The sequence below is a fragment of the Bacteroides sp. DH3716P genome (genome assembly GCF_025914115.1).
GTDB lineage: Bacteria > Bacteroidota > Bacteroidia > Bacteroidales > Bacteroidaceae > Bacteroides > Bacteroides ovatus.
Genome location: NZ_CP083673.1, coordinates 5172461 through 5199322, shown reverse-complemented (window position 1 = coordinate 5199322; position 26862 = coordinate 5172461). Strand labels below are relative to the sequence as shown.

26 protein-coding genes are annotated in these 26862 nt (G+C 43.2%); all 26 read left to right on the top strand.

The window, feature by feature from the left end:
- The first annotated feature begins 5 nt into the window (after positions 1-5).
- Entirely contained in the window at positions 6-896 is an 891-nt protein-coding gene (locus KQP79_RS19620) for a caspase family protein (protein ID WP_004320219.1), read from the top strand.
- The gene (locus KQP79_RS19615) at positions 896-1558 is read left to right on the top strand and encodes an RNA polymerase sigma factor (protein ID WP_004320217.1); all 663 of its coding nucleotides are present in this window, start codon (positions 896-898) and stop codon (positions 1556-1558) included. The genes KQP79_RS19620 and KQP79_RS19615 overlap by 1 nt, the downstream gene beginning before the upstream one ends.
- Positions 1559-1570: 12 nt before the next feature.
- A complete protein-coding gene (locus KQP79_RS19610) occupies positions 1571-2095 on the top strand; it encodes a hypothetical protein (protein WP_004320215.1) in 525 nt (174 codons plus the stop codon).
- Complete coding sequence (locus KQP79_RS19605) at positions 2088-5252, top strand: CHAT domain-containing protein (protein WP_004320213.1); 3165 nt, start codon at positions 2088-2090, stop codon at positions 5250-5252. Before KQP79_RS19610 ends, KQP79_RS19605 begins: the two co-directional genes overlap by 8 nt.
- Before the next feature lie 128 nt (positions 5253-5380).
- The gene (locus KQP79_RS19600) at positions 5381-5761 is read left to right on the top strand and encodes a hypothetical protein (protein ID WP_004320211.1); all 381 of its coding nucleotides are present in this window, start codon (positions 5381-5383) and stop codon (positions 5759-5761) included.
- Complete coding sequence (locus KQP79_RS19595) at positions 5758-6114, top strand: hypothetical protein (protein WP_004320208.1); 357 nt, start codon at positions 5758-5760, stop codon at positions 6112-6114. Before KQP79_RS19600 ends, KQP79_RS19595 begins: the two co-directional genes overlap by 4 nt.
- A gap of 39 nt (positions 6115-6153) precedes the next feature.
- Entirely contained in the window at positions 6154-7956 is a 1803-nt protein-coding gene (locus tag KQP79_RS19590; protein WP_004320206.1) for an Ig-like domain-containing protein, read from the top strand.
- 104 nt (positions 7957-8060) lie between these two features.
- Positions 8061-8318: a hypothetical protein gene (locus KQP79_RS19585; protein ID WP_004320203.1), complete on the top strand. Its 258-nt coding sequence runs from the start codon at positions 8061-8063 to the stop codon at positions 8316-8318.
- Between the two features lie 95 nt (positions 8319-8413).
- Positions 8414-8851: a hypothetical protein gene (locus KQP79_RS19580; protein WP_131797390.1), complete on the top strand. Its 438-nt coding sequence runs from the start codon at positions 8414-8416 to the stop codon at positions 8849-8851.
- A 93-nt stretch (positions 8852-8944) separates the two neighbouring features.
- The gene (locus KQP79_RS19575) at positions 8945-9301 is read left to right on the top strand and encodes a hypothetical protein (RefSeq protein WP_004320199.1); all 357 of its coding nucleotides are present in this window, start codon (positions 8945-8947) and stop codon (positions 9299-9301) included.
- A gap of 24 nt (positions 9302-9325) precedes the next feature.
- Entirely contained in the window at positions 9326-10012 is a 687-nt protein-coding gene (locus KQP79_RS19570; protein WP_004320197.1) for a PP2C family protein-serine/threonine phosphatase, read from the top strand.
- Between the two features lie 15 nt (positions 10013-10027).
- Entirely contained in the window at positions 10028-11209 is a 1182-nt protein-coding gene (locus KQP79_RS19565) for a hypothetical protein (RefSeq protein WP_004320194.1), read from the top strand.
- A 15-nt stretch (positions 11210-11224) separates the two neighbouring features.
- On the top strand, positions 11225-12475 hold the full coding sequence (locus tag KQP79_RS19560) for a hypothetical protein (RefSeq protein ID WP_131797389.1): 1251 nt from the start codon (positions 11225-11227) through the stop codon (positions 12473-12475).
- A gap of 11 nt (positions 12476-12486) precedes the next feature.
- A complete protein-coding gene (locus tag KQP79_RS19555; protein WP_004320190.1) occupies positions 12487-13977 on the top strand; it encodes a hypothetical protein in 1491 nt (496 codons plus the stop codon).
- Positions 13978-13993: 16 nt separating this feature from the next.
- Complete coding sequence (locus tag KQP79_RS19550; protein ID WP_004320187.1) at positions 13994-14386, top strand: hypothetical protein; 393 nt, start codon at positions 13994-13996, stop codon at positions 14384-14386.
- Between the two features lie 126 nt (positions 14387-14512).
- Positions 14513-15649, top strand: a complete 1137-nt coding sequence (locus KQP79_RS19545) for a YqiA/YcfP family alpha/beta fold hydrolase (RefSeq protein WP_004320185.1) — start codon at positions 14513-14515, stop codon at positions 15647-15649.
- Entirely contained in the window at positions 15646-16278 is a 633-nt protein-coding gene (locus KQP79_RS19540) for a matrixin family metalloprotease (RefSeq protein ID WP_004320183.1), read from the top strand. The genes KQP79_RS19545 and KQP79_RS19540 overlap by 4 nt, the downstream gene beginning before the upstream one ends.
- A gap of 69 nt (positions 16279-16347) precedes the next feature.
- Complete coding sequence (locus KQP79_RS19535; protein ID WP_165861554.1) at positions 16348-16860, top strand: hypothetical protein; 513 nt, start codon at positions 16348-16350, stop codon at positions 16858-16860.
- Positions 16861-17219: 359 nt separating this feature from the next.
- Positions 17220-17786 carry a hypothetical protein gene (locus tag KQP79_RS19530; RefSeq protein WP_131797387.1) on the top strand — a complete coding sequence of 189 codons (567 nt, stop codon included), beginning with the start codon at positions 17220-17222 and terminating at the stop codon, positions 17784-17786.
- Between the two features lie 2 nt (positions 17787-17788).
- Entirely contained in the window at positions 17789-18265 is a 477-nt protein-coding gene (locus KQP79_RS19525; RefSeq protein ID WP_085936339.1) for a hypothetical protein, read from the top strand.
- 153 nt (positions 18266-18418) lie between these two features.
- Positions 18419-19411 carry an AAA family ATPase gene (locus KQP79_RS19520; protein WP_131797386.1) on the top strand — a complete coding sequence of 331 codons (993 nt, stop codon included), beginning with the start codon at positions 18419-18421 and terminating at the stop codon, positions 19409-19411.
- A gap of 173 nt (positions 19412-19584) precedes the next feature.
- On the top strand, positions 19585-20613 hold the full coding sequence (locus KQP79_RS19515; RefSeq protein WP_004320169.1) for an L-rhamnose/proton symporter RhaT: 1029 nt from the start codon (positions 19585-19587) through the stop codon (positions 20611-20613).
- A gap of 14 nt (positions 20614-20627) precedes the next feature.
- Positions 20628-21767: a mandelate racemase/muconate lactonizing enzyme family protein gene (locus KQP79_RS19510; RefSeq protein WP_004320167.1), complete on the top strand. Its 1140-nt coding sequence runs from the start codon at positions 20628-20630 to the stop codon at positions 21765-21767.
- A gap of 21 nt (positions 21768-21788) precedes the next feature.
- Positions 21789-23816 carry a glycoside hydrolase family 127 protein gene (locus tag KQP79_RS19505; RefSeq protein ID WP_044917879.1) on the top strand — a complete coding sequence of 676 codons (2028 nt, stop codon included), beginning with the start codon at positions 21789-21791 and terminating at the stop codon, positions 23814-23816.
- 60 nt (positions 23817-23876) lie between these two features.
- Positions 23877-25421, top strand: coding sequence for a sulfatase-like hydrolase/transferase (locus KQP79_RS19500; RefSeq protein WP_004320162.1), 1545 nt, complete (start codon positions 23877-23879; stop codon positions 25419-25421).
- Between the two features lie 17 nt (positions 25422-25438).
- Positions 25439-26860, top strand: a complete 1422-nt coding sequence (locus KQP79_RS19495) for a sulfatase (protein ID WP_004320160.1) — start codon at positions 25439-25441, stop codon at positions 26858-26860.
- The last annotated feature ends 2 nt before the right edge of the window (positions 26861-26862 follow it).

The window sequence follows — 26862 nt, the reverse complement described above, 5'->3', positions numbered from 1 at the left end:
ACTTAATGGCTATTCGAATACTGTTCATTTTGCTTCTGCTCGTTGTGTCGTCCACATCACATGCTCAGACACGGCGAGCTATTGTCATTGGCATTGGCAAACATGAGGATAAGACATGGGGAAAGATAAATGGTGATAAGGATGTGCCCTATGTGGAGGAGATGCTGGTAAATGCGAAGTTCAAGGCGGGTAATGTCAAGAAACTCGTGAATCAGCAGGCGACGAAGGCAGCTATTGTGAGTGCCTTCAAGTCTTTAGCATCGCAGTCAAAGCGTGGGGATATGGTGTATGTACATTTCTCAGGGCATGGTCAACAGATGAAAGATGTGCATAATGACGAGAAGGACGGACTGGATGAGTGCTGGATTCCATACGATGCCTACAGAAAGCCATGCGAGAAAGACAAAGGTGAGAAACACCTCACGGATGACGAAGTGAACTATTATCTGAATGCCATCAGAGACAAAATTGGAGATTCGGGCAAGATGCTGGTGGTGATAGATGCTTGTCATAGCGGTGATGCAACACGTGGTGATGAGGATGAAGTGGTGCGTGGCGTGGAAGACATATTCGAAGCTATCAAAACCTTTATCTGGGGAGCTTCTACTGATAAAGGCAAGACGGATGTAAATCCAAATGCCCAGGTGAATAAGGAAAGGTGGATTACCATCAGTGCTTGCAAAAGCGACCAAGTGAACATTGAAATGAAAAGTCCGGCTGTGGGTAAACTTACCTATGCAATATATAATAAGGTAAAGGAAAGCACAGGAAATGACAACGATGATTTCTTTCGAAGAATAAGAATGTTTGTCAATTCCAATACGGGCAGCAGACCTCAATATCCAGTAATGACTGGCGAGACCGATAGATTTAGAATAACAGACATCATACAGTAATGGCAAAAACAATACAATTCAGAGCCCCCATACAAGAGAACGAAGCACGACTTGTAGCGGGTATAGCAGACAAAGGTCGGCGCACTCAGTACGAGCTGTACGCATACTGCTCCGATTACTTTTGGGACAACTATAGGGGTGTGTTCTTCGCTGACGATAATGCGGCGGCAGAGATTCTACAGAACACCTTTATTGCGTTCTGGGAGAACATAGAAAGAAGAAAAATTTATGTGGAGGATGGAATCGTGATGGGAAAAGACAACAAGCCCCTGAACGGCAGCATCCTCACCTACTTTATGAGCATAGCCCGAAACAAGTATTTAGAATACGGACGCGAGCATCCTGTATATGCTGACCCCGAAACAGAATTAGGACGGTTGCTAAGGGCTGAAGGCTTCGACCCCAACGATTATATAGATATGCTCTATGATTCGGGCGAGAACTTGATGCTTGACATTATAGCGGATGTCATATCACACATGTCACCAAGGTGCAGTCAGATACTCACCAAATTCTATTACGAGGAGAAGAAACTGGAGACTATCCTGAAGGAAATGCCGACAATAGAGTCATACAATGCCTTAAAGACGAAGAAGAACAAGTGCATGAACTCTTTGCGAAAATCGGCGAGGGAAATCTATAAGAGAAAGTTGAACTCATAAAGAATTACAGATATGGACGAAAAGTTTCAAGACAGAATAGACAACTACCTGCTTAACCGCATGGATGATGCCGAAAAGACGGAGTTCTTGCGTGAGATAGAACAAGATAAAGAGAAGAAGGAACAACTGGAGTTTACACAGGACGTGAAAGACTGCATCCGAAGTCGTGAGGAGAAACTAAAGGCACTAAAACAGTTCCAACGACAGTATGAACAAGAACGAAAAACTGCTGCTTATCGTGCTACAGGTACTAAACAAGCAGCATGTTATTGTCCTGCTCCAGAGGTTGCAGCAACAGAGCCAGTGCGGTCAAAGAAGAAGATATGGCTGTGGATTTCTGGTGTGGCAGCTGTGCTTGTTGTAGGTTTCTTTGCCATCAAGCCAATGTTTGATTATGAGTCATCTCCTAACTATAACGGGGCACCTATGGAGCAGATGCGTGGAGGGGATGAAGTGTTCAGCCCTGCCCCGGCAGACAGTACGGACAACGATACCATAAAGTATAATATCGAGAAGAAAGTAAATCCAGATGAATAGAATCATAGTATTCGCATTGATGTTTTTCTGCATGACAATGCAGATAGAAGCCCAGACCCTGTCAGAGGAAGAAGTGACTGCTAAAATGTATCAGGCATTTGAACTGAACAAAGCCGCCAAGAAGGCAGAAGCACTTGAGTTGTTTCTTATTGTTGGAGAGAATACCAAGCAGCAACGCAACGAAGGCGAGCGGCAAGTGTACGTTTGTAGTCAGACAATGGCATGTCAGTGTTATGAATTGCTTGGCAGGTATAAAGAAGGGTATCTTTTAGGAAAGAGTTTGCTTCAAGGTAAGTTGAATGATACAGAAAGAAAAGACGTCGGCCATCTCTATGCTATGAATGGCTATATGTATGCTTGCGAATTTATCCAGCGTGATGAAAAAGGACGTGCCGATTATAAGCGTGGAAGGGAACTCATATCAGAAATACTTCCCTATTCTGACGGTCAGGTAAAAGAATACGCGGAGACAAAGATTCCTCTATCATGGTATTTTGAGGGAGCGCAATATGCGATGACACAGAGTTATGACGAGGCGCTTTCTTCGTATGAAGAAGCCTTGAATGGATTCAGGGATTTGGGTAGGGTGTCTGAAGAAGTAGATGTACTCTCCGGCATAGCATCGGTAAAAGCACACCTTTGCAAGTTTGACGAAGCAAAGCGAGTTTACTATCAGGCATTTGTCTTGGCACATCAAAATGGCAAGGTGAACAAGCAGATGGATGTGTTGAGGGAGTTGTGGTCGCTGGGCAATTCCACTGGTGACATGAAACTGATACGCTCCGCTTCGGCTTCCATGGATTCGTTAGTGGAAAAGGCAGGAGATGTGAAAATGAAATTTGCATACTACCATCAAAAAGGTGACGAGGCGAAATCCAAAGGTCAGTATAATTTAGCCGAGAAGTGGTATATAAAGGGCAAGGAACTGGCTGAAGGGGACAACAAAGACCCTGCGGCAAGTAAACATCTGGCATATAACAAGCTGAGAAATCTATACATTGCCACGGGGCAATATGACGATGCCATCGCATACGGTCGCAAAGTGTTGGAAGAATACCAGAAGCAGATGAATCCAGAGGAAGATGCGTATTATCTTCCGTATAGCCTGGTGGCAGACATCTACAGACTGAAAGGAGACAAGGAGAATTGCTTTGCATGTATAGACTCTCTCTTTAAGAGTGAAAGCAGGATGAAAGAGCCAAGGGAACTATGTCAAATGTATATGGTTCGGGCACGCTGCCATAATGGCTTCAAAGAATACTCCGCAGCTCTCGCAGACTATAAGAAAGCAGATGAAATACTTGCATCGAAATATCCCCAAACGGAAGAGAATAGGATAATGCTCCTTGCATCCATGGGAGGAACGGAACATCGCCTTGACATGTATGATGAGTCTGAAAAGCATTATCAACTCTATGCGGATTACACAAAGCAACTTTATGGCGAAAAGAGCATGGAGTATATCAATGCGCTAATGATGCTCGCCAATGCAGAGGGATTCTCCAAACATCTTGATGCTGGTTGCACACACTATACGGATGCCGCTTTCAGGTTGAAAGAGTTGATGAAGGAGCGTATTCCGATGATGAGTGTCGAGGAACGTGAGAGTTTGTGGTCGCCAGTGTCTTCACTGTTTACGATGATGACACCATACGCCATTGAAGCCAACAGATACCAGGATGAGTTTACCGCAAGCTGCTACGATGCGCTTGTCATGTCGAAGTCTTTTCTGCTGGAGTCTGAACGCTCGTTGTTTGACGTGGTAAAGAAAGAAGGTACTGATGATGATATGAAGGACTATATGCTGCTTACCTTGATGAAGAACCAAATAAAGGAGTGGGAGAAGGAACAAGCACATTATGCCGATAGCATATTAAGTATGTCACAACGGGCTGATCAATTGGCGGCACGTCTGACCGAAAGATGCCGCAGTTTCGACAATATCACACGTTTCATGGATATAGACTATGCGACAGTTAAGAGTGCTCTGAAGCCCAATGAAGTCCTTTTGGACTTTACTGATTACGTTTCAGAGACCATGGGGCGCAAATATGCAGCCTATATCATCAACAAGAGCGATGAATACCCATTGGTGAAATACCTGTTCGCCGAAAGACAGATTGATTCGTTGGGCATCACCCGACCTGATATGTATTATAATCAGGACTATGCCCCAGAGGTACTGAAACTGTTATGGGAGCCATTAAGAGCATACATAGCTGAAGGTTCGACTGTTTATTATGTTCCATCACAACTGCTGTTCCAAGTGTCATTAGAGTCATTGCCTCTGGCTGACGGTTCGTTATTGGGAAACCATTACAACTTCGTAAGGTTGTCTTCCGCAAGGGAACTGGTAAAGGCACAGTCGCCAGTCTTGGCATTTGCACCGCATTCTGCGGTGTTATATGGTGGACTGCAATATGACATTCAACCGACAGCAATGATTGAGGAGGCGAAGAAATATGACTTGACAGATTTGTTGGTGATGCGTGGCGACATGGTTCGTGGGGATTCTGTCTTCTGTGAACTTCCTGGCTCCAAGCAGGAGATTATGCAGATTGAGTCTCTGCTGAAAGCCAGCAAGTGGCAGGTAACACCCCGAATGGGAATGGAGGGAACTGAGGAGTCGTTCCTCAGTATGCACGGAAATGCTCCTCAGTTGTTGCAGATAGCCACTCACGGATTTTATTATACTCCTGAACGTGCCGCTCATGTAGATTATCTGAAAGGTTATTCTGATGCCATGATGCTCTCTGGCATTGTACTATCAGGAGGCAATGCGGCATGGAGAGGCAAGGAATTGCCTGATGGAGTGTTAGGCGGTATTCTTACAGCCAACAACATCGCTCGCCTCGACCTAAGTGGCACGGAGATGGTTGTGCTCTCAGCTTGTCAGTCGGGACAAGGCAAGGCTACTTCCGAAGGTCTTTACGGCTTGCAGCGTGCCTTCAAGAAAGCCGGTGTTGGCACTATGGTCATGGCTCTATGGAGTGTCAGCGACAAGGTGGCTACAGAGTTTATGACTGCATTCTATGAGCAACTGGCATCCAAACAATGCAAGTGGAACAAACGTAAGGCATTTGAAAACGCAAAGTCCATCATTCGGGAGAAATATCCCGACCCATACTATTGGGCGGCATTTGTGATGCTGGATTGAGACATACAACACACGAGTTAGAAACTGCACCATTCAACAAGTTTGATTTGGTGCAGTTTTTTTTATTGATAGATATGGTTACTAATCACGCTCATATACCATAAAGAGTATAACAAATATAATTGAATATGAGACAAGAAGAAATAGTGAATGAAATTAGGAAGAAATGTGGGCATGTGGAAATGTTGCCGTCAATGGGTTGGCATTTTATCTACCACGACAGGCATTTCTTTTATATGACTGGGAGAAATGAGGATATGATACGTTTCTGTGTCCCTCATTTAGTAAAGGCAAACGAGTACAACACTGAATTATTGTCGGATGCTATCAATGAGACAAACAGGAACGTGAAATTTATCAAAGCAGTCAAACTGGACTGTGGCAGTGTTTCATTGGATTATGACCACAAAACGACATCAGATGAATCGGCAGATACGATTGTCCCTCATATCATCAATGCCTTGGATTTCGCCTCGACCTATTTACTCAACAAACTGAAAAGGACATGAAAAAGTTAATCTCAATTATAATCATAACGCTCGGCTTTCTGCCCCTTATGGCGCAAAATGACTACTATATCAAGCAAGCCCAATCATATCAGCGTGAGGCGGAATACTACACGAAGCAGGCATTGGGCTATGAGCAAGAAGTCGATTACTATAACCGACAAGCACAAGGTTATCTCAGAGAGGCTGAATACTACTCGAAGCGGAAGAACTACGATAGTGTGAAGACATATCAGCAACGGGCAAAGAATGCCACGGACAAGGCAGAAGATTACGCACGAAAAGCAAAGAATGCCCGAGAACGTGCTCAGGACTATATGAGAAAGGCAGAGTATGCGCTGAAGAGAGCAAAATAATAACACCACAGATAAAACAAACCATCAAATACAACAACAATGAAAACATTTACTACACATCTGCAGACCATGATTCTAATGGTTCTGTTCGCATTTGCAACAGTTCAAAAGGCGAATGCTTCGGCAAAAGCCGGAGAAGCATCAGTCTATGAAGGAAGTACCGTAACCATAGCGTTGGCTGACACTTACAAACGTACACTTATGCAGTCAACGGGTGTTACCTATCAGTGGTATTCCGAGAACAATTCGTATGCCACCGTGACCAGTTCCACTCGCTATAATGCCACTGTCAAGGGAATCAAGGCAACATCTTCGTGCAAAGTATATTTTAAATGTAGCTATTTCATTGATGGCTTCTATCGCACTATGGACTTTTACTATACGATCACCGTAAAATCGACAAGTGTCAGTGTGACAAGTGTAACACTGAGCCAATCGTCCATCAGTATGAAAGAAGGAAATACCTACCAACTGTCAGCCTCTGTCTATCCTACAAATGCAACGAACAAGAATGTAAACTGGTCAAGCAACAATACATCTGTGGCTATGGTGAACAACGGACTTGTGTCGGCAAAGTCTGCGGGAACTGCTACTATTACATGCCGTGCTGCGGATGGCAGTGGGAAATATGCTACTTGCAAGGTTTCCGTAGAGTCTGCAACGGTATATGTTACAAGTATAACACTGAATAAGACTTCTGCTTCTCTGTATGTTGGAGAAACCACACAACTTAATGCAGCTGTTAGCCCAAGTTCGGCGACCAACAAAAGTGTTAGTTGGACATCCGATGACACGTCTGTAGCCACGGTGTCATCCACTGGACTTGTCACTGCAAAATCTGCTGGCACTGCCACTATTACATGTAAGGCAAAAGACGGAAGCGGGAAACAAGCAACGTGCAACATATCGGTAAAAGAGAATGTAAAGCCGACATCTATAACGCTCAGCGCATCCAAGGCTTCACTCACCGAAGGAGAAACATTACAATTGACAGCCACGGTAAGTCCATCTGATGCTGTCGATAAAACCGTGACATGGATGAGCGACAATACAACCGTCGCAACCGTGGACAACACTGGTCTTGTCACCGCAAAGAGTGCCGGCACAGCCAACATCATTGCTACAACTTCCAACAATCTTGCCGCTGTCTGTGCTATAACCGTGAATGAGGAAGTCATAGGAGAAACAACAGTATGGTCAGGGAATTATAGGGTCGCATCCAGTCATGTGGAGAACAATCCCACGAGGGAGTATAAAGATGGATTCGAAATGACTATTACTGAGAAGAATGGATCGTATTATATCACTTCCATGTTTGGTGATGACCTTACGGAATACAATGACGGAGGATTCAAGTTGTATGACAATGGAGATGGTACTGCAAAGATTGATGTATCATACTACAATATCCTGAAATATACCGATAATGACAGTCCGTTATATGCAATATATGTGTTTGATGAGACAACGGATGATTGGGCAGACACATGGACACTGAAAATGAATGAAGACGGAACGATAACTGTAGGGGACTTCTATGTAGCAGCCTTTTCATGGGTGGAAGATGAGGAGAAATGGAAAAATGGACAGTTGGAGGCATTGTATTACAGCATGACGGCCAAGATAGAAGATGTCACAGGTCTTTCTGAGACAATAGCCGAATCGCCTGTTATTCATATAGAGGACGGAACCGTTTGGCTGGATGAAGCGTCATACATTACGGTGTACAAAGACAATGGAACCAAAGTCTATTCTGGAAAGACCAACCGCATCGAGAACCTGTCCAGAGGGTTGTATATTATCAAGATAGGCAGTCAAAGCAAGAAAATCCTGATAAAATAATGCTCCAAGGGGTTACTATGCCTAACTACCCTTCATAAACAGACAAAGGAACAATAATAACAAACTTAGAAGTTGCGCCCGATGACGTATTAGGGTATAAGACAATGAAGAAGATTTTTGCAGTTGCATTTGCTCTCATCGCTTTAGTAGGTGCCAATGCACTTTACATAAATGCGAAAACTACCAATGCTGAAGTTGCGCCTGTTACATCGGATGTCACTGTGCATGTAGCAGGGAATGATGACGGACACTGTCATTATTGCGGTCCCAACAAATGCCCGTATTTTAGAGCGAAGAGCGGTGCCGACCCTACGACATGTAAGTGTGGTCATTCCAAGCGTTCTCATATTGACAAGTATTGAGTAAATATTATCACCTAATTTTAGAAGTTGGGCGCGTCACAAATCAAGCGTATATAGAAATGAAACATTTTGGAATTATGCTATCAATGATGTTTATGTGCTTAATAGCAAGCGCACAGATGGTTGGGGGCTTCCAGCAAGGTAACGATGGACATATCTATTTTGTTGCGAATAATCAAACAGGTGCAACATTCAATATACAGATTGTCGCAGCCTCTACGGACAGGAATAACTCTGAAACTAAGACAATGACACCTAACGGAGGCTTCTATCTTGGGCCTACAACCCCATGGAGATGGTATTGGAAGAGAGGAGATAAAATTTCAGTTGTCTATGCCAATGGACAGTCTCAGACGTGGGTCTGCCCTCAAAGCGACAGCGCTTACAATCGTTCTAATGTTACATTTCGAGGGAAACATTGTACAGGAACGGTAGGTTGTAGTTGTTCGGGATTCTCTCCCATCACCAATGGAGATGTATGGCAACAAGCATACTGCAAGCATTGTGGACACAAAAAGAGTTGTCATAAATAGAAGGGTATTATAAGGCTATGACATAAAGAGGTGGGGGCTTGATGTTCCTGCCTCTCGTCATAAGAATTATTCATCATATTAAAACGAACGATTATGAAGCGGTTTAAGAACAATGAGACCATTGAGGTCTTGGGAGCATCTTTCAATGGTGTGAAAGAAATGATAGAACACGCAAGGAAGCGAATGCCAAAGGATGGTGTGTATGTGGGCGAAGACTCACAACTCTATCCTTGCTTTGACAGCGAGGACTATATGTATGAGAATCGTTATTTTACCAATCTGGTTTTCGCTAAAAGCCTAGAGGAGATAGACGAGAAACTACGCATACTGAATCAGGTGGAAAGACATGGTAACTACAATAAGCTGAATTGCGAACTTCATCCAATGGCTTATTGGCAGGGCGATATATGTCATGATGTGCTGTTGACAGAAATGGGAGATGAGCGATGACGACAATTTGTATAATTGAATAATATGAAGATACATTACGCTACAATCAGTGAAACGGGAAAGCGTCAGAACAATGAAGACGCTTTCCGTATCGTAAATGGTGAGGACGGTAACCGTTGGTTGGCAGTGGTCTGCGATGGCATGGGAGGTCACGCCATGGGAGAAGTGGCAAGCGAGACCGTTTCAGATGCCATTGTGGATTACTGGAAAAAACATACGGACGAGCCTGACAGTAAGACAAAGGTGGAAAAGGCCTGCGCCCATGCCATGAGGGCACTTGACAAGAAAGCCAACTCGTTAAACCATTGCCAAATGGGAACGACGATGGTGATGGCAAGCATTGAGGGCGACACCGTGACCATTACCCATGTGGGTGACAGCAGATGCTATTTGCAGCGTCCTAATGAAGGGCTGCTCTACCAGACGAAGGACCATGTGCGTTTGGATTATGGCTGGGAGGTCATTGACCGTTGCTTTTTCTCCTATCATCATGAGGCAGATGTCCCGGACATAGTACAGTTCAAATTGAAGGCAGGCGACAGAATGTTGCTTTGCTCCGATGGCTTGTACAAAAGCATGGCTCCAGACATTCTGTTGGCAAGGATGATGGATGAAAAGCCGCTTGCCGACATTCTTGATGTTTATGATTTCATGTGCGAAAAGCAGGGCGATGACAACTATACGGCAGTCTTGATTGAGGTAAAAGAATAAGATAGGACAGATAGTATGAAATGGTTTGGTATTATTGCCATGACATTGTTGATGACAATGACTGGCTGCAAGAAAGAAATGGGAACGCAGTATCGTGGATGCTTTGAGAATGACGATGCCGTCAGTCTTAAAGACATAATCGATATTTATGACAAATACGCAAGTGCGAAGGAAGACAGCACGGACTTTGACCTCTTTGCTGCCTTCTATGGACAGGATGCGGCAGACAATGTTCTCGAATACGAGATTGTGAGTGATACGGCATTCGCCCTGCAATTGCCGGAATATGCCGCAAGCAAACAACCGTTTCTTTCCAATGCAGAGGTGTTCTACAACTCTTGCCTGTTGGCTTTCAACGTGTGGAGCAATCACGAGTTGTGGCTGAGAGGATGTGATGGTTTTGAACTTGCTGAAGAAAAAGACGTTGTTGCCGGCATCAAGGCTATTAGCGAAGATTGCATCAGGGACAAAGAACTCCGTAAGGCTGCCAAGATTTACAAGGACAGCATCGTCATTATGATGAAGCGTTCTCCAGAAGAATGGGGCGAAGACGAACATTCCATGGATCTGTTGATTGCCTTTGGCAACAAGATTGAAGCCAAGTCCTATCAGTATTTCACTGATGAGGGGAAGTTTGTCGATTCCTTGAATGCCATGACCAAGGAACTGACTGATGCGACAAAGCCAACTCTTGAACTATACAAGCAGGTTGAGGCAGACAAAAGAGTGGAAATGATGCTGACTAGCTTGAATGACTGTTCCACTTTTGACGAGCAATGCTCCCTGTTCCTAAATTGGGCAGACAGTCCGGAAGCAGATCTTGAAGACGAGTGGATTGTGGCTGTGGCGGAGAAGCTAATGGACAGCGGCAAATACAACCCTTGTCTTAACAACATTTGGATTATATGGCGATGTCTGTATCAATATTGCTATGGCGGAATATCCCGTGATTCATCCATTCCCAACAGCATCTATAACGATATGCGCAAGAAATGCTATCAGACCTGTCTGAAGAGGATTGAGAAAAATCCTAATGATGTTTTTGCCATGAACTGTGCGGCAGCAATTGGGGGCAGGGTGAACATCAACCGCTTCGGACAGAATATGTTTGGCAATGAAGCTGTGATAGAGAAGCACACCTACTTATCCGGTCGTGACGATAAGGAGGATAAAGAAAGTGAAGAAGCTGAAGATTAAAGAAAGATAATGATTATGAGACAGAGTAAACGAATGACAATGGTTTTGGCATTGCTCCTCTCGGTGATTGGAGCTGATGTCTTTGCACAGAAGGGGGCGGATTCGGTCTGGGTAGATTCCGTTGAAGTGGATTCCGTGGCACTTGCCGAAGAGTTTAAATCGGATTATGACTCGGAAGAAGACAAGGCGAGGATGGACAGTTTGATCCAGTCACGTTACGTCATCGTCTCCATGAATGGGAAGTATGGTATCTATGACCGTGAGAAGAACGACAGTGTCACGGCTGTGGATATGGAATACATCGAGTATTCCCACTATTTCCAACCAGAAGACGGTATGTGCTTCTGCTATTTCTACTATGAGAAAGGGCTGCAATGCGGAAAAATCGGCATCAATATGAATGACAACACGAAAATGGAAGCGTTTGCCGACAATCCAAGACTCGTGGGGAAAGTGGAAGACTTTCCTGCCATAGACTCATTGATTTCGGCGAGGAGTTATGACGTGCTGAGTGAATGCATGGCGGCTATTGATGGAATCCAAGGACAGGTGTCGGTCATTGACGTAAGGACAGGTGATGTCTTGACATGGGGAGCATTGGAGAATGTAGAGGGTGACATTGTGTATGCTCCTCTTCTTAAAAGGTTTTGCAGTTCGGAAACATATATGCCTTTCGTGGCTGCCGACTGCCTCGCCCAGTCAAAAACATCTTTGGAGGACAGCGTCGATACAGGACAAGGTATTTTTGTGTTGAACGACAGCGTGCGGATAAGAGACCATAATTGGCGCAGAGGTGGTTACGGAATGTTGACATACAGACAGGTTCTGCTCAACAAGTCGAGAATTGGAATGTATCACGCCATGATGACCTTGCCTGACGGCATGGATTATTGGAAGTACGCTACTGACCAGACAAAGAACACCAATGCGTTGGAACTGGCTACGGTGTTCAACAATATCTTCCATTTGGATTCCGTGAACGTCTCTGCGGAAAGACGCGGCAATATCCGTGCAATTGCCATCGGAATGTTCAAGGAAGAAGGCATACAACATAAGCGTGCACCGAAGGACTTGGAACTTGGAGGAGTATATAATGTGGCTGATGACGGAACGGAGCAGACATTCACGTTTGTAGGCTGCTTCCCTGCCAACAAGCCGAAGTATGCTGTCAGCATGGTCGTGCAGAGAAAGCATAAGCTGCCGGCATCGCCTGCAATGGTGTCAGACAAAGCGAATGAATTGATTGAGTGGTTAAACAAAAAGTAAATACGAATATAATGAAGCAAAAAGTATTTTGGCTTGATTTGGCCGTCTGTTCTTTATGGCTGTTTGTTGCATTGGCAAACTGTAGTTGGTGGTCATTACCAACTCATTTTCTTATGGTAGTCACAGTCGTGATGAGAATCATTCTCTCCTTCACCCTTTATCGTGGGGAGAAACGAAGTTGGATTCCATTGACAGTTTTCTCGGCTCTGTTTGCCTTGCTGTCTGTTGAGGGACCGGTTATGAGGACAACGGGTGATTTCGCTGATTTGCCGTTTGTCGTTATGGGTATAAACAATGACCACTTGACCCATAACATTATAAAATGCATATTGTTGGCATGGCTATTCTTGGGACCGATAGCTGTATATATTGTTGGACTTATCAGGAAAACAATGAAGTCATCTACCTTGACTTGGAAGGATGCTTTGGGAGCGATTCTCTGGAAGGACAAAGGGACAAAGGCCTATTGCCAACTGATGTTGATTGCCATCTGTGCGTTATATGCAGGGCTTGCCATGGACATGAGAATGTGTCGTTTCGCTTGTGTCGTCCTGCCGCCTCTCAGTCTATATCTGATTGCCAGATATATGACTTCCTGTAAAGATACAACAGAGAAGAATCCTGTTGTCGGCAAACTTTGGATGATGGTAGCTGCTATGGTACTATTCTTCTATGCCCAACGCTATGCCGGGATGTGGCGCGTGTGGATGCTCGTTGCCAGTATAGCAATGGTTGCTTACGTATGTTGGCGCACTTTTGGTAAGCTAGGATTGGCAGGAATAAGCATATTGGCTACCGTATATTTGGGAATACTCCTCCCAACCTTGGCAATTGGTTATAATCAATACGCCTGTATAGAATATGGTCGCCGAGGGTTATATACGTTGGAACCATTGAGAGGCATTTTCTATATCAAGGACACTAATACGGACAAGGTCGGCTTGCGGGACAGATACGGCATACTTGTCGAACCTATATATGACAACATTGTTCATAATTCACGCAATCGCCCATTGGGAATCTATGAACTAAGAAATAACGGATGCTATACTTTGTATAATGTATATCAAAACAAAATGATGACATCAAATATCAGCGACCCGAATCTACAGGACAGTATCTGTCAAATACTTGATAAATATTGTGACAGGAATGCTTATGGTCACAGAGACAGGTTGGAAATACGTGTTACCAATAAGTTCAAGGCGGAGATTCCTCTTTCTCACGTCAAGATGACGAGAAACGGAATTAACTCATACTATGATTACTCAGACCAACCGTATATATCGGAAGACTCGGTGACTCTTCGTTCCGGGGAGTTTGCAACCGACTCTGTTGTGCGCTATGGTGACACTTTTCATGTACTCCATTACTCCTATGACGTGAAGCGTGACAGCACGGTATTATACAATATTGACCTGAAGACCGCAAGACAAAGTACACCACAACATGAGGAGTTGAATGAGTTGGCAAAGAGCATAGAAACACTATTGAAGCAATGAGTTAAACCGAAGCAAGATGAAGAACCTGATAATGCTTTTCATTGCTTTCATCACCCTTATAGGTTGTGGGGGCGGCCACCAGCAGGAAGAGAATACTTCTGAATGGGGTGACAGTATAGCCACGATAAACAACACGGCTTACTATTGGCTGCAATTAGCAGACGACTCTGCACGGATTTCAGCAGTCAGAGACAACCAGTTGGTAACTGAGTGTGTCGTTAGAGGACCAGTATATGGCGCAAGGCAATATGATGACGGAGAAATATACATCCTCTGCGGTCAAAACCAAATCACTTGGTTTGATGTCAGAAACATCCCAAGCGAAATAGATTTGATGACCGATGAGGATTTGGATAACTATGATCAGTCGCAAGAAAATGCTGATGCAATAATCGATATAGGCATGTGATATGAACGCAAGCATCCGACTGTTTCTAACTTATAGAAAACGTCGGTCTATTGTGATAGAAAACAGGTTACTACAGCATCTTTTACTACTCCAAGAAGTAATGTGACTGAAAAATCGAATTGAAAAATGGAAGAAAATTATATGGCTACCACACGGAATGGACACGAACTGAAGGATATGTACAATCCAGAAACTAACACGCTGGATATACGTTCCAATGGTTTGTACCCATCCAATGTGCTCAGCAATTTGTGCAGCAACGGTTTCCGCCTCGACGGAATGGTGTGCAGCAGTATGGAGGGTTTCTTGCAATCTCTGAAGAGGAAGGAACTCGACAAGCAGCGGCAGATATGCAGCATGAAGGGCGGCAATGCTCGGAAAATGAGCGTCACATCGTGGCAGACTGACCAGATTGTGTGGTGGAAGGGGCAGGCAATAGACCGCCAAAGCGAAGAGTATCAGCGAATCATACGCCGTGCCTATCAGGCGATGTTTGAACAGAGTGAACGGTTTCGTGCCGCACTGATGCAGACTCGTGGCATCAAACTCGTTCATACAAGCGGTGAGCCGAGTTCCTATAAAACGATACTTACTCCTGCTGAATTCTGCGACATCTTGATGAACATGCGCGACAGCTATGACCTTCGGGATAAGACAAAGGAACTGGAGGAGAAGTCTATCCGAAGGAAGAAACTCATGTATCTTCATGGTTTCGGCTCGTCGGCTGCCAGCGGAACGGTAAAGACTCTACGAGAGCTGTTGTCAGACTTTGATGTCGTTGCTCCCGACATACCCGTTGACCCTGCCGAGGCTCTGCCCTTCTTGCGAGGGCTGTGTATGAACGAAGTGCCGGATGTCGTCGTAGGCACCAGCATGGGAGGCATGTATGCACAGCAGATGCGTGGATATAACCGCATCTGTGTGAATCCCGCTTTCGAGATGTCGAAGAAGAGCAAGATGCTCACGGTTGGCACACATGAATACTTCAAGCCGAGAAAGGATGGTACTACTCATTTTGAGATTACCCCAGAAATCATCCACAACCATGCGGAGATGGAAGAGCATCAGTTTGAAGGGATTACCGAGGCCGACCGCAAGCAGGTATGGGGGATGTTTGCCGACAACGACCAGCAGGTGAATGGAGAATCTTTGTTCCTGCAATACTATAATCAAGTAATCCACTTCAGTGGCGAGCACCGTATGGATGACAGGGTAATAGAGGACGTTCTTGTACCGCTGATTTATAGATGTGTCGCAAAATGAACAACAGAATATTTGACATCATATTGCTGTGTGCGCTATCCCTGATATTGGGAAGCTGCAAGAAGAGTACCCCTGTATCTACATCAACAACAGAGCAGAAATCTGTTGTGCCTGTTGTTTGTGTATATACGTTGGGCGCAGTCAATGTAGATTTACAGCGTGCCATGATGGATTCTTTAAGAGTTCATTATCCCAAATGCAGAATGGCCGGTAATATTCACTTGCCCGACTCTGCCCTTACCACTAAAAGGAATGACCACAAACGATATAGGGCTGATGTACTGAACAAGGTGCTATGTCATTATAAGTCTGATTCAACTATTGTCGTTGGACTTACGCAGGCGGATATCGGACTTGATAATTTCAGAGGTCGTGCCCATAGCGGAATTATGGGACTTGCCAGCGGTATAGGGACAGGTGTGGCGGTATTCTCGTCCTATCGTCCTCATGGCAACGGGCAGTTGTTTAGCGTAATGCTCCACGAATTAGGTCATGCCCAAGGCTTGCGGCATTGTCCTGATATAAAATGTATGATGCAGAATGCCAAAGGTGGTAATCCTTTCCGCAAAACAAACGTATTCTGCGACAAATGTAAGAAATATATGGAATCCAAACACTGGAAGCTATAATACCTTTTATAGGAGAAATAATAAGTAGAACATATGTTAGTGATACATCCAAAAGACAAAACCACGGCGATGCTTTCAGCCCTATATGATGGGCTGGAAGCACAAGTCGTTGCCGACTACCGCACAACCAAGGAGATGGGGCGTTTGTTGCATCATGTCTCTACACAGGAGCGCATCATGTTGCTGGGGCATGGCTCAGACAAAGGACTGTTCTTTCGTGCGGATGACAGCAAGGACGAGTTCGACAAGATAATCGTGAGCCATTCCCACGCTTATCATCTGCGCAAGCATGGAGGCAACATTGTGGCTGTGTGGTGCAATGCCGACCAGTTTGCCCGTGCAGAAGGCTTGCATGGTTTGTTTACGGGGATGATAGTTTCAGAGTTAAATGAGGCTCTTTTATATCAGGTAAAGACGACGCAAGAGGAACTTAATCGTGAGAATGTGAAGTTGGCCCGTAGGCTGAGAGCATTGATTGATGAAAGAATCCCCCTGAGCGAGATACCTAAACGTATGCTGGCAATGGATGATGTCCACTCACCCTTGACCACATTCAATTACAAGAATTTCTACTATTTATGAGGATTAATGAGATGAAGATCAAGAATCTATTTTTTGCCATATATGACCAGTTGACTCGCAAAGGTGCTTGGAGAAACATCTTCGTGACGCACAACGCCTTCGGCATTTTCAGCCGATATAGCCATACGGCACGAGGAAGCGGCAAGCAAAAGATGTCTTACCCTACGAAAGCTGTTGCTTTGAGGGCTGCCAAGGCAATGAGCGAGAAGCATGGTGTGCATTTCTCCGTCTATAAATGCGCGTGGTGCGATGGGTGGCATGTGGGAAAGAATGCCCAAAACAAGGTCGTCCATGAGAACAAATCTGAGGCGAACAACCTTTCAGTTGTCAACAAGCCCAATGCTCTGTATGAGGCATTGATGCGATACCCCATTGTTGACCTTGCCCCTGTCTATGACAAAGGAGTGAGAGGCAGGACTATGTCGGGACGTGGCAGCAACTGGTTGTTGGCAAAGGTGCGTGATGCCGGTGTAAAGGTCATCATTGACCTCCGCACGGCTGACCATACCGACCGCTACGACCGCAATGTGGTAGAGGCTGGCCTGGAATACCACAGTCTGCCCATCGACAGCAGGAACACGGACGTGCATCAGATTATTAGCTCGCTTCCGCTGCTGTTCGAGTTGATGGACAAGGGTGGCTTCTATATTGCCTGTGCTATGGGCAGACACCGCACGGACATTGCCATTGCGCTTTACTATGTGATGCACCCTTCCGTTCCGTTTGAAGAGGTGCCGGAGATGAGAGGGCATCGCTATGTGGAGAAAAAGGAGTTCCGCTGTGATGACATTGCCGCAAGGCTCAACAGCATTATCAAGGCAATCACTCCCGACGAGCTTGCCATGCTAGGGTTGCCCGCAGACTATGAGGCAGAGTTTCTGAGACGTAAAAAGCATTTGTTTGATGTAAACCGTATTTTTGAATGAACATGAACTACAAGATTTGCTTTGTATGCACAGGCAATGCCTGTCGGTCACCATTCGCAGAATGTGTGACGAAGAAACTCTTGGCAGACGCAGGAATGAATGGCATCGAAGTATTCTCACTTGGTACATTGGACTGTGGAGAGTATCCTCGTGATGCTGCCATGGTGGATGTGGCGAAGGAATTGGGATATGATTTAAGTGGTACGACCACGGTTATGACACGTGAGAAACTGATGGCAGCTGATGCGGTCATTGTGTTTGACGAGCGTCACCGTGATGCCATAACACGAGTATTGGACTATAGCTATTGGAACAAAATCGTTCTGTTCAACAAGATGGCATTTGATGAAGACGGCAATGTGGAAGACCCTCATTACCAGACTGCAGCTGTATATCATCGTGTGGCTAAACACATTGAAAACGGTTGTAAACGATTGGTAGAGCAGTGGAAACTACAGCCACCAAAGCCTAAAGATTGAAGATTGCATGAATGCAATGATAATATCCCTTTGGCTAATGTGGCAAACAGGCACAATAGACCAAAGGGATATTTTTTTTCAGCAGAAAGTAGGGATAGATGATAGAGAATGGTTACAAATGCCACTCTCTTATCATAGAAGTAAAACAAAACAGTGGAGGATAGAAAGATGCATACGTCAGAAGCCGAGAAAGATTGGTTGCGCCGCATCTGCGGAGGACAGCCGGTGACAGAACAGCAGACAGCCCCTGCAAAGGAGGCTGAGCACAAGCCTGTAGCAGAGAAGAAAGCCAATGGTCATGGATTTGGAGACATTGCCGGCATGAACGAGCTGAAGGAGTTTGTGACCGAGGGATTTATCAACGTACTGAAGAACCGCAAGTGTGCCGAGGTATATGGCATCAAGCCTCCCTCCATGCTCTTTTATGGTCCTGCAGGTTGCGGCAAGACGTTCTTTGCCGAGAAGATGGCCGAGGAGATAGGCATCAACTTCATGAAGATCGTGCCTGATGACCTCGCCTGTACATGGGTACATGGAACACAACAGAAGATAGGCGAAGTATTCAAGGATGCGGAGAAGAAAGCACCCACACTGCTGTTCTTCGACGAGTTTGATGCCATGGTGCCCAAACGCTCCGGTGACGAGGCAAACCAACACTATGACAGTGAGGTCAACGAGTTTCTCTGTATGCTCAACAATGCCTCCGAACGTGGTGTATATGTCCTTGCCGCGACCAACCATCCTGAACGCATCGACAAGGCTGTGCTACGGACAGGACGTATCGACGAGATGGTGTATATAGACATGCCCGACAAGGAAGCCCGCAAGAGTCTGTTCACGTTGGCACTCTCCAAACTTCCCTCGGATGAGGGGATAGACATCAACAGACTGGCAGAGCTGAGCGAAGGTTATAACTGCAGCGACATCAGTTACATAGTGAGGTCGGCGGCAAGAAAGATGTTCAATGCCACTATCAAGGGCTGCACAGACGAGTACCAGCCTATCAGCCAGGCTCTGCTCGAAGAAGTCATTTCCAAGAAGCGTCCTTCTGTCAGTGGCAGAGACCTGCGGGAATTCGAGCGAGTGAGGAGTGAGTTCTCTCCAAAGGATGAGGGCTGTCGCCACGCCACTATAGGTTTTAGATGAATAATAATCAAATTTTTGTCATGTACTTAAAAGTTGTTTGTAAAATGTTGTAAATGTTAATATTTTGATTGTTTATTACGAAAACTTGCGCAAATAATAAAATAGGAATATATTTGCATACGACATCAGACAACATATAAAGAATTAATGTTTAATTTTAAAATATAATATTTATGAGTGAATTAGGTTTGGTATTGCTCTTGTTGGCAGGTTTTGCTCAAGGGTCTTTTGGCTTAGGTATGAAGAAACAGTCTCCATTGTCATGGGAGTCGTTCTGGTTGATTTATTCATTGTTTGCTATGCTTGTCGTTCCTTTTGTATGGGGATACGCAGGTTTTGATTCCTTCATGGAGTCAATATTAATGACAGATTCGAAAGTAATTATGACATCACTGCTTTTAGGCTTTTTGTGGGGTATTGGTGGAATTTTATTTGGAATGAGTGTCTCTTATGTTGGAATATCTATAACCAATGGGGTAGTAATGGGATTGGCCGGAGGTCTTGGAGCCATAATTCCTTTGTTTGGCATAGAAGGGGCTACTCATCAGCCGTCGTTTATTTATGTGATATTAGGAGTGGCTATAATGTTGGTTGGCGTGGCTCTTTCGGCATATTCCGGAATTCTTCGTGAAAAAGAACAGAATGTAGGTTCCTCAAAGGTGAATAACAGTCAGAAATCATCTTTGGTAAAGGGACTCGTAATTGTTGTATCGTCAGGTATTCTTTCTTCTCTTCTTAATGTAGGTTTCGAAGCTGCGATACCGATTATTGACAATGCGAAATCTTTGGGTGCTACGTATTCGGCTTCTTCTATACCGGCAAGGGCTGTGGTTGTTTTTGGAGGATTATTGATGAATGCGGGTTATGCCATCTTTCTGTTATGTAAGAATAAGACTTGGGGTGATTTTAGTTTTAAACAACAAGGAAGTATCACGGCTTCAGTATGGGCTGTAATTACAGGCTTTTTGTGGTTCTTGCCTTTAGGTTTAAGTGGAATTGTCTCGGTTTCTATAGGTGAACTTGGAAATGTTATAACATGGCCGGTAATGTTGTCGTTATCATTAATATTTGGTAATATATGGGGGTATCTGACAGGTGAATGGAAAAACACCAAACACTCGTTTCTATTGATGATAGTTGCTTCTGTCATATTGATTGCAGCTTGTATGATATTGACTTTTAAAGATAGTTTTATAAATTAATAAATTCCAAAGTTATGAAAATAAAAGATATAGAAGTCTTTTTGTTGTCCGACCAATTGGATGAGGCTTTTTATTTCTCGCAGTTTAGTTATTCTTCACGTTTGATTTGTATTGTAAAGGTTACAACCGAAAGTGGTTTAGTAGGATGGGGCGAGGGATACGGCCCGGCAAATATAATCAAGAGTGGAATAGAATTTTTAAAACCTTTGGTGGTTGGAAAATCTCCATTGGATAGCGATATAATTTGGTCTGATATGTTCAGACGTTCTATAGATTATGCAAGGAAAGGAATTTTGCTTTCTGCCATAAGTGCTATTGACGTTGCAATTTGGGATTTGAAAGGAAAAATTTTAAAGCAGCCTGTTTCTACTTTGTTAGGTGGAAGATATAGAGAGAAGGTCCAGGTTTATGCAACAGGTTTGTATTTCACGGAAAGTATGAAAGACCGAATGTGTGAAGCATTGGCTGAAGAAGCTTTGATGTACAAAGAGCAAGGTTATTCAGCCGTCAAAATGAAAGTCGGACTTGGAATAGAAAAAGATATCCAGAATGTGTTGGCTGTTAAAAAGGCAATAGGAGATGATGTTAAACTGGCAATTGATGCCAATCATGCATATAATTTCCGTGAAGCGCTTCGCCTGTCGAAAGCTCTTGAACCGTATGATATAATGTGGTTTGAAGAACCTGTCTCTCCTGATGATTATATGGGATTCAAAGAGTTACACCGAAGAACTACTATTCCGTTGGCTGCCGGTGAATGTGAATTCAGGGCTGATGGATTTAAAACATTGTTGGATAATATGTGTGTAGATTATATACAACCTGAAACAGGAACTACGGGTGGTATTACTGAGGCAAAACGCATATCTGTTATTGCCGATACGCATCACGTAGAGATGACACCACATAATTGGGGTACAGGTATCATTATAGCTGCAAATCTCCACATTTCGTCAAATCTTAAATATGCACCGGGTCGTATGTTCGACAAAAAGCCGCTTTTGGAATTTGATCGCAGTCCTAACAGAATCCGTGAGGAATTGATTACTAAACCTCATGTGGCAGTGAATGGATATATAGATGTGCCGACAGGCTATGGATTGGGAATAGAAGTGGATGAAGATAAATTGAATTACTTTAAGTTGAATGATTAATTTAACCTTTATATAGTTATCATGAAAAAAAGATTATTATTATTAGCAATGTTGGCCCATACTTTGGGTTCTACAGTCTCTGCACAGCAGAATGCATATGTGGCAGCAACAGAGAATGCATATGTTAAAGCTCGTGGAGCCGATATGGGAGAAGTAAAATGGACAAAAGGTTTTTGGAAAGACCGTTTTGATATGGTAATGCCGAATCTTATTCCTGCCCAATACAAATATTTCATGGAATTTTCCGAATATAACTTCAAGATTTTGGCTGATGGAGCAGATGGCTCTAAAGGATTTAAAGGTACATATTGGCAGGATGGCGACTACTTTAAATGGCTTGAAGCGCAAATCGCTGTTTATGCAGTGACAAAAGACCCTGAACTATTGAAAGTTATTCAGGAAAAGGCTTCCCGTCTGGCACGTAGTGTGGCCGAGGATGGATATTTTACTACACATACTCAGATAGGTTTCGGTGTTACAGGTTCAGAACGTGCATGGAATAAGCCATTTAAGAATACTCAGAGATTTAAGGGACCAGGATTTCATGAAACATATAATATGGGTCATTTCCTGACATTGGCCTGTGTGCACTATCGTGTTACAAAAGATCGCACTTTGCTGGATGCAGCTATCAAAGTTGGTGATTTCCTGGATAAATATTTTGCAAAAATAACTCCTGAACTTGCTGACGTTGATTTCAACCCAACCCAAATTATGGGACTTATGGAATTATATCGTAGCACAGGCGAAAAACGATATTTGGATTGTGCAAACCGATTCATAACCGGTAGAGGAAATAAAAATGGTAAAACACAAAACCAGAACGATACAAAGCTTAGAAAAGAGCATCGTGCTGTAGGACATGCCGTTTTAGGTCCGGTATTGTATATAGGTGCCGCCGACTATGTAGCTGAAATAAATGACAAGGAACTACTTGTTGCCCTTGAAACAATCTGGAATGATATGTACAATAGAAAGGCTTCTTTTACGGGAGGCTTGGGTAATGTGCATAGAGGTGGTTCGGAAACTCCGCGAAATGCTACTGAATGTGTGCATGAAGCATTTGGTTTTCCATATCAGTTGCAAAATTCTACGGCATATAATGAAACATGTGCGACTTTTTATGGGGCATATTATAGTTGGCGTTTGTTTATGTTGACTGGAAATCCTATGTACTTGGATGTTATGGAGAAAGCGTTCTATAACAACTTGTCGTCCATGGGGCTTGACGGAAAGAGTTATTTCTATACGAACGTGTTGCGTTGGTATGGTAAGCAGCATCCGCTATTGTCGTTGGATTTTCATCAGAGATGGACTGAAGAATGCACTTGCGTTTGTTGTCCTACAAGCTTGGTGCGTTTCTTGGCTGAAACAAAAGATTATGCTTATGCGAAAGATGAAAATTCTCTTTTTGTGACTCTTTATGGAAGTAACGAAATAGACACAAAAATCAATGGCAAAAATGTCAGGTTTGAACAAGTTACAAATTATCCTTGGGATGATAAAATAGAAATGAATTACAAGGGTGACAAGAATGCTGAATTCTCATTGAAATTGCGTATTCCGGCATGGGCTATAGGAGCAACTCTTAAGGTAAATGGTATAGATATGCCTATCAATACTGGAGTATTTGCTGTGGTTAATCGTAAATGGAAGTCTGGTGACAAGGTAGAACTTGTATTGCCAATGAAACCTATATTGAACGAGGGTAATCCAAAAGTAGAAGAAGTACGCAATCAGCTTGCTGTCTCTTATGGACCTTTGACATATTGCGTGGAAGGAATAGATTTGCCTAATAAAGTCAAGATTGAAGATATTCTTCTGCCTGTAGATGCTAAATTTGACGTTAAATATGAAAAAGACCTTCTTGGCGGAGTAAAGACTCTTACCACAGATGCTTACGTACGTACAAAGAGATTTGATGAAAACAAGTTGTATGCTCCTTTGCAAACTGGATATAAGCCATTCAAATTGAAATTGATTCCTTATTATACATGGAGTAACCGTGGCGAACATGAAATGAGTGTATTTATACCTGCTAAATGGTAATATATAGTCCAGGTCGAAAGGAATATCCTTTTGACCTGGTTGGAAATAATATTTGACAAGATGATACAAATGAAAAATTCATATATTCTTTCTGCCATTTCTTTGATGTCTATACCTGCAATAACAACATATGCGGCAGAAAAAAAAGTTTTAGATCCTAAGCATCCGGAAAAGAAAAACGTAATTTTAATTCTTACCGATGATATGCGTTTTGATATGTTAAATTATGCAGGTGGCAAGGCTAAAACTCCCAATCTGGACGAATTGCGTAATTCGGGTACAGACTTTTCTAATGCTTGTACCGTGACAGGCCTGTCGTCGCCTTCAAGAGCTGCTTTGTTTACAGGACGCTTGGCTCATCGTACCGGTTTGAATGATAATCTTCACCTTTGGCATTGTAAGGATATGACTTTGCCCATTGAGCAGAGTACTATCTATGAATGGGCAAAGGATAAGAATTATAATGTGGGTTATTTCGGTAAATGGCATGTGGGCTATGTTACTCCTGATGTCCGTGGTGTCGACCAGTATGTAGGAAGTGCAAATGAATGTTTAAGGGTCAAGCCAAAACGGCCAAGTTTCGAGGCTATAGAAAGGTATTATGACAAAAAGGTCTTCAAGGATAAAGCAGATAGTCCTGAAAAACCGGATTATTACTGCACATTAAAGACTACATACGAAAAGAGTGAACCTAAGAAACAAGTTGATTTAGGTATTAAATTTTTGAACGAAGCCGTAAATGATGAGCGCCCGTTCTTTCTTACTGTAAGTTTCCATTATCCACATCCGCCATACAGGGTGCCGTCGCCATGGAATAAAATGTATGATTACAGGGATGTACAGCTTCCTCCTTCATACAGGAAAGATATGAAGAAAGGCCTTGAATATCAGTATTCCGTAATGTGGCCATGGATGGATTTAGGACATATGACAGAAAATGATTGGAAAAAGACCATAGCTTATTCCATGGGAATGGTAACGATGTTGGATCAAGCTTTGGGAGAACTATTCCAGACCATAAAAGATAAAGGCTTATGGGATAATACAATGATAGTTTTTGCATCCGATCAAGGCAGTATGCTGGCCGAACATGGATTGTATGATAAAGGTCCGTATGCCTATGATGGATTAATGAGAATCCCATTGCTTATGAAGGTGCCTGGGGCGAAACCAGAAGTGGTAAAACACCAAGTGTCTCTTATTGATATAAATCAAACGTTGGTAGAATATATGGGACTTCAGCCACGCCAGTCGAATCAAGATAGCCGTTCTTTGTTACCTTTGGTATACGATGGTGACGAGGCATGGAAGAATGTTCCGGATGAATCTTTCTTTTTCTACGAATATTATAACGGTCATTGGTTTGGCGAAAGGGCTATTCGTACCCCGGAATATAAATACTGTTTCAATCCGTGTGGCGATGATGAGCTTTATGATTTGAAAAACGACCCGCATGAAATGGTTAATCTTATAAATAAACCAGAATTGAAAAATGTTATTAAGGATTTGCGGGTTCGTCTTTACAAGCATTTAGTTAAGACGGAAGACGATCATGCTATTAAGCTTTTCCGCGATTATACAGGAATCGGCAGGGAAGATGAGTAATTTTAAAGATTATTTATATGAAAAATATAATTAGCAATACTACGTTAGGGATAGCGGCTTTTTTAGGAGTTTCCAATAATGTAATGGCTGCATCCAAATCGGTAAAATCATCGGCAGAAAGTAAAAGAATGAATATTGTAATGATGTTTGTTGATGACCTGGGATGGGCAGACCTTGGTTTACGTAATCCTCATTACAACACTCCGAATGTAGATCGCTTATTTGCTGATGGAATGAATTTCGAACGTGCATATGTCACACAGCCGGCATCCAGTCCAAGTAGAGCGTCGCTTATGACTGGTAAACAGCCGGTAAGATTCCAATTGGTGAGACATATTGACAATAAAGTGGCAGGTACCACCGAACCATATTCTTATTGGCCTGAAAACTCTCCGGAATTAAACGAGTATATGCCTTCGCGTAACTGGCTTCCTATGGAAGAAACAATTTTTCCTCAACTTATGAAAGAATGCGGATATTATAATATGTTTGTGGGAAAATGGCATTTGGGAGGACCTGAAGTATGGCCTGACAAGCGTGGGTATGACGAAGTTTATGGATTGTCCGATTTTGGAAATGTTTCAAATTATTATGCTCCATTTTTCCGTATGCGTGGTGCTGACACAACGAAAAAAATAGCCAAAAATGGAGACTATATTACAGATTTTCTAACAGATAAGGCTGTCAGCATGATAGAAAATTACGACCGCGACCAACCGTTCATGCTTTCAATGCATTATTATAATGTTCACAGTCCTAATATCGGAAGAAAAGATCTGTTCGATAAATATAAAGCGAAAGGAATGACAGACATTCAAGCAAACTATGCAGCGCAGATTGAGGCAGTTGATGAGTCTGTAGGCAGGATAAGGAAGGCGATTAAGGACCGTGGAATAGAAGATAATACTATAGTTATATATTTCTCTGATCAAGGAGGACTATATTCGAATTATCCTCTTCGCGGATGTAAATTGATAGATGATACAATGGCAGAAGGAGGAATCAGGGTGCCTCTTGCCATTTATTATCCGGGAGTTACTAAAAAAGGTAGTGTTTGCCAAACCCCAGTGCAGGCTTTGGATTTCTTCCCTACATTCATGGAAATAGCCACAGGAAAGAAATATAAGAACAAGGAGCTTGACGGCGAAAGCATTATGCCTCTTTTGAAAGGAAAAAAGATGAAAGAACGTAATCTTTATTTTTTCCGTGCATATAATACAGACCAGTATGCTGCTATTATCAACGGTGATTGGAAACTGATAAAATATCATTCAGGTAAATATCAGTTATATAATCTTCGTGACGATATAAGTGAGACTACAGATTTGCAGAATGTTTATCCCGAACGTTTCGAAAAAATGAAAAAAGATTTAAGAAACTGGGAGACTAATGTTGTTCCCGAATATGAAAATGATTATAGAAAACGTATAAATTATTGATT

Excerpts from the sequence above, each read along its gene's own strand:
- KQP79_RS19620 (WP_004320219.1), top strand. The coding sequence starts at position 6 with ATGGCTATTCGAATACTGTTCATTTTGCTTCTGCTCGTTGTGTCGTCC.
- KQP79_RS19615 (WP_004320217.1), top strand. The coding sequence starts at position 896 with ATGGCAAAAACAATACAATTCAGAGCCCCCATACAAGAGAACGAAGCA.
- KQP79_RS19610 (WP_004320215.1), top strand. The coding sequence starts at position 1,571 with ATGGACGAAAAGTTTCAAGACAGAATAGACAACTACCTGCTTAACCGC.
- KQP79_RS19605 (WP_004320213.1), top strand. The coding sequence starts at position 2,088 with ATGAATAGAATCATAGTATTCGCATTGATGTTTTTCTGCATGACAATG.
- KQP79_RS19600 (WP_004320211.1), top strand. The coding sequence starts at position 5,381 with ATGAGACAAGAAGAAATAGTGAATGAAATTAGGAAGAAATGTGGGCAT.
- KQP79_RS19595 (WP_004320208.1), top strand. The coding sequence starts at position 5,758 with ATGAAAAAGTTAATCTCAATTATAATCATAACGCTCGGCTTTCTGCCC.
- KQP79_RS19590 (WP_004320206.1), top strand. The coding sequence starts at position 6,154 with ATGAAAACATTTACTACACATCTGCAGACCATGATTCTAATGGTTCTG.
- KQP79_RS19585 (WP_004320203.1), top strand. The coding sequence starts at position 8,061 with ATGAAGAAGATTTTTGCAGTTGCATTTGCTCTCATCGCTTTAGTAGGT.
- KQP79_RS19580 (WP_131797390.1), top strand. The coding sequence starts at position 8,414 with ATGTGCTTAATAGCAAGCGCACAGATGGTTGGGGGCTTCCAGCAAGGT.
- KQP79_RS19575 (WP_004320199.1), top strand. The coding sequence starts at position 8,945 with ATGAAGCGGTTTAAGAACAATGAGACCATTGAGGTCTTGGGAGCATCT.
- KQP79_RS19570 (WP_004320197.1), top strand. The coding sequence starts at position 9,326 with ATGAAGATACATTACGCTACAATCAGTGAAACGGGAAAGCGTCAGAAC.
- KQP79_RS19565 (WP_004320194.1), top strand. The coding sequence starts at position 10,028 with ATGAAATGGTTTGGTATTATTGCCATGACATTGTTGATGACAATGACT.
- KQP79_RS19560 (WP_131797389.1), top strand. The coding sequence starts at position 11,225 with ATGAGACAGAGTAAACGAATGACAATGGTTTTGGCATTGCTCCTCTCG.
- KQP79_RS19555 (WP_004320190.1), top strand. The coding sequence starts at position 12,487 with ATGAAGCAAAAAGTATTTTGGCTTGATTTGGCCGTCTGTTCTTTATGG.
- KQP79_RS19550 (WP_004320187.1), top strand. The coding sequence starts at position 13,994 with ATGAAGAACCTGATAATGCTTTTCATTGCTTTCATCACCCTTATAGGT.
- KQP79_RS19545 (WP_004320185.1), top strand. The coding sequence starts at position 14,513 with ATGGAAGAAAATTATATGGCTACCACACGGAATGGACACGAACTGAAG.
- KQP79_RS19540 (WP_004320183.1), top strand. The coding sequence starts at position 15,646 with ATGAACAACAGAATATTTGACATCATATTGCTGTGTGCGCTATCCCTG.
- KQP79_RS19535 (WP_165861554.1), top strand. The coding sequence starts at position 16,348 with ATGCTTTCAGCCCTATATGATGGGCTGGAAGCACAAGTCGTTGCCGAC.
- KQP79_RS19530 (WP_131797387.1), top strand. The coding sequence starts at position 17,220 with ATGCGATACCCCATTGTTGACCTTGCCCCTGTCTATGACAAAGGAGTG.
- KQP79_RS19525 (WP_085936339.1), top strand. The coding sequence starts at position 17,789 with ATGAACTACAAGATTTGCTTTGTATGCACAGGCAATGCCTGTCGGTCA.
- KQP79_RS19515 (WP_004320169.1), top strand. The coding sequence starts at position 19,585 with ATGAGTGAATTAGGTTTGGTATTGCTCTTGTTGGCAGGTTTTGCTCAA.
- KQP79_RS19510 (WP_004320167.1), top strand. The coding sequence starts at position 20,628 with ATGAAAATAAAAGATATAGAAGTCTTTTTGTTGTCCGACCAATTGGAT.
- KQP79_RS19505 (WP_044917879.1), top strand. The coding sequence starts at position 21,789 with ATGAAAAAAAGATTATTATTATTAGCAATGTTGGCCCATACTTTGGGT.
- KQP79_RS19500 (WP_004320162.1), top strand. The coding sequence starts at position 23,877 with ATGATACAAATGAAAAATTCATATATTCTTTCTGCCATTTCTTTGATG.
- KQP79_RS19495 (WP_004320160.1), top strand. The coding sequence starts at position 25,439 with ATGAAAAATATAATTAGCAATACTACGTTAGGGATAGCGGCTTTTTTA.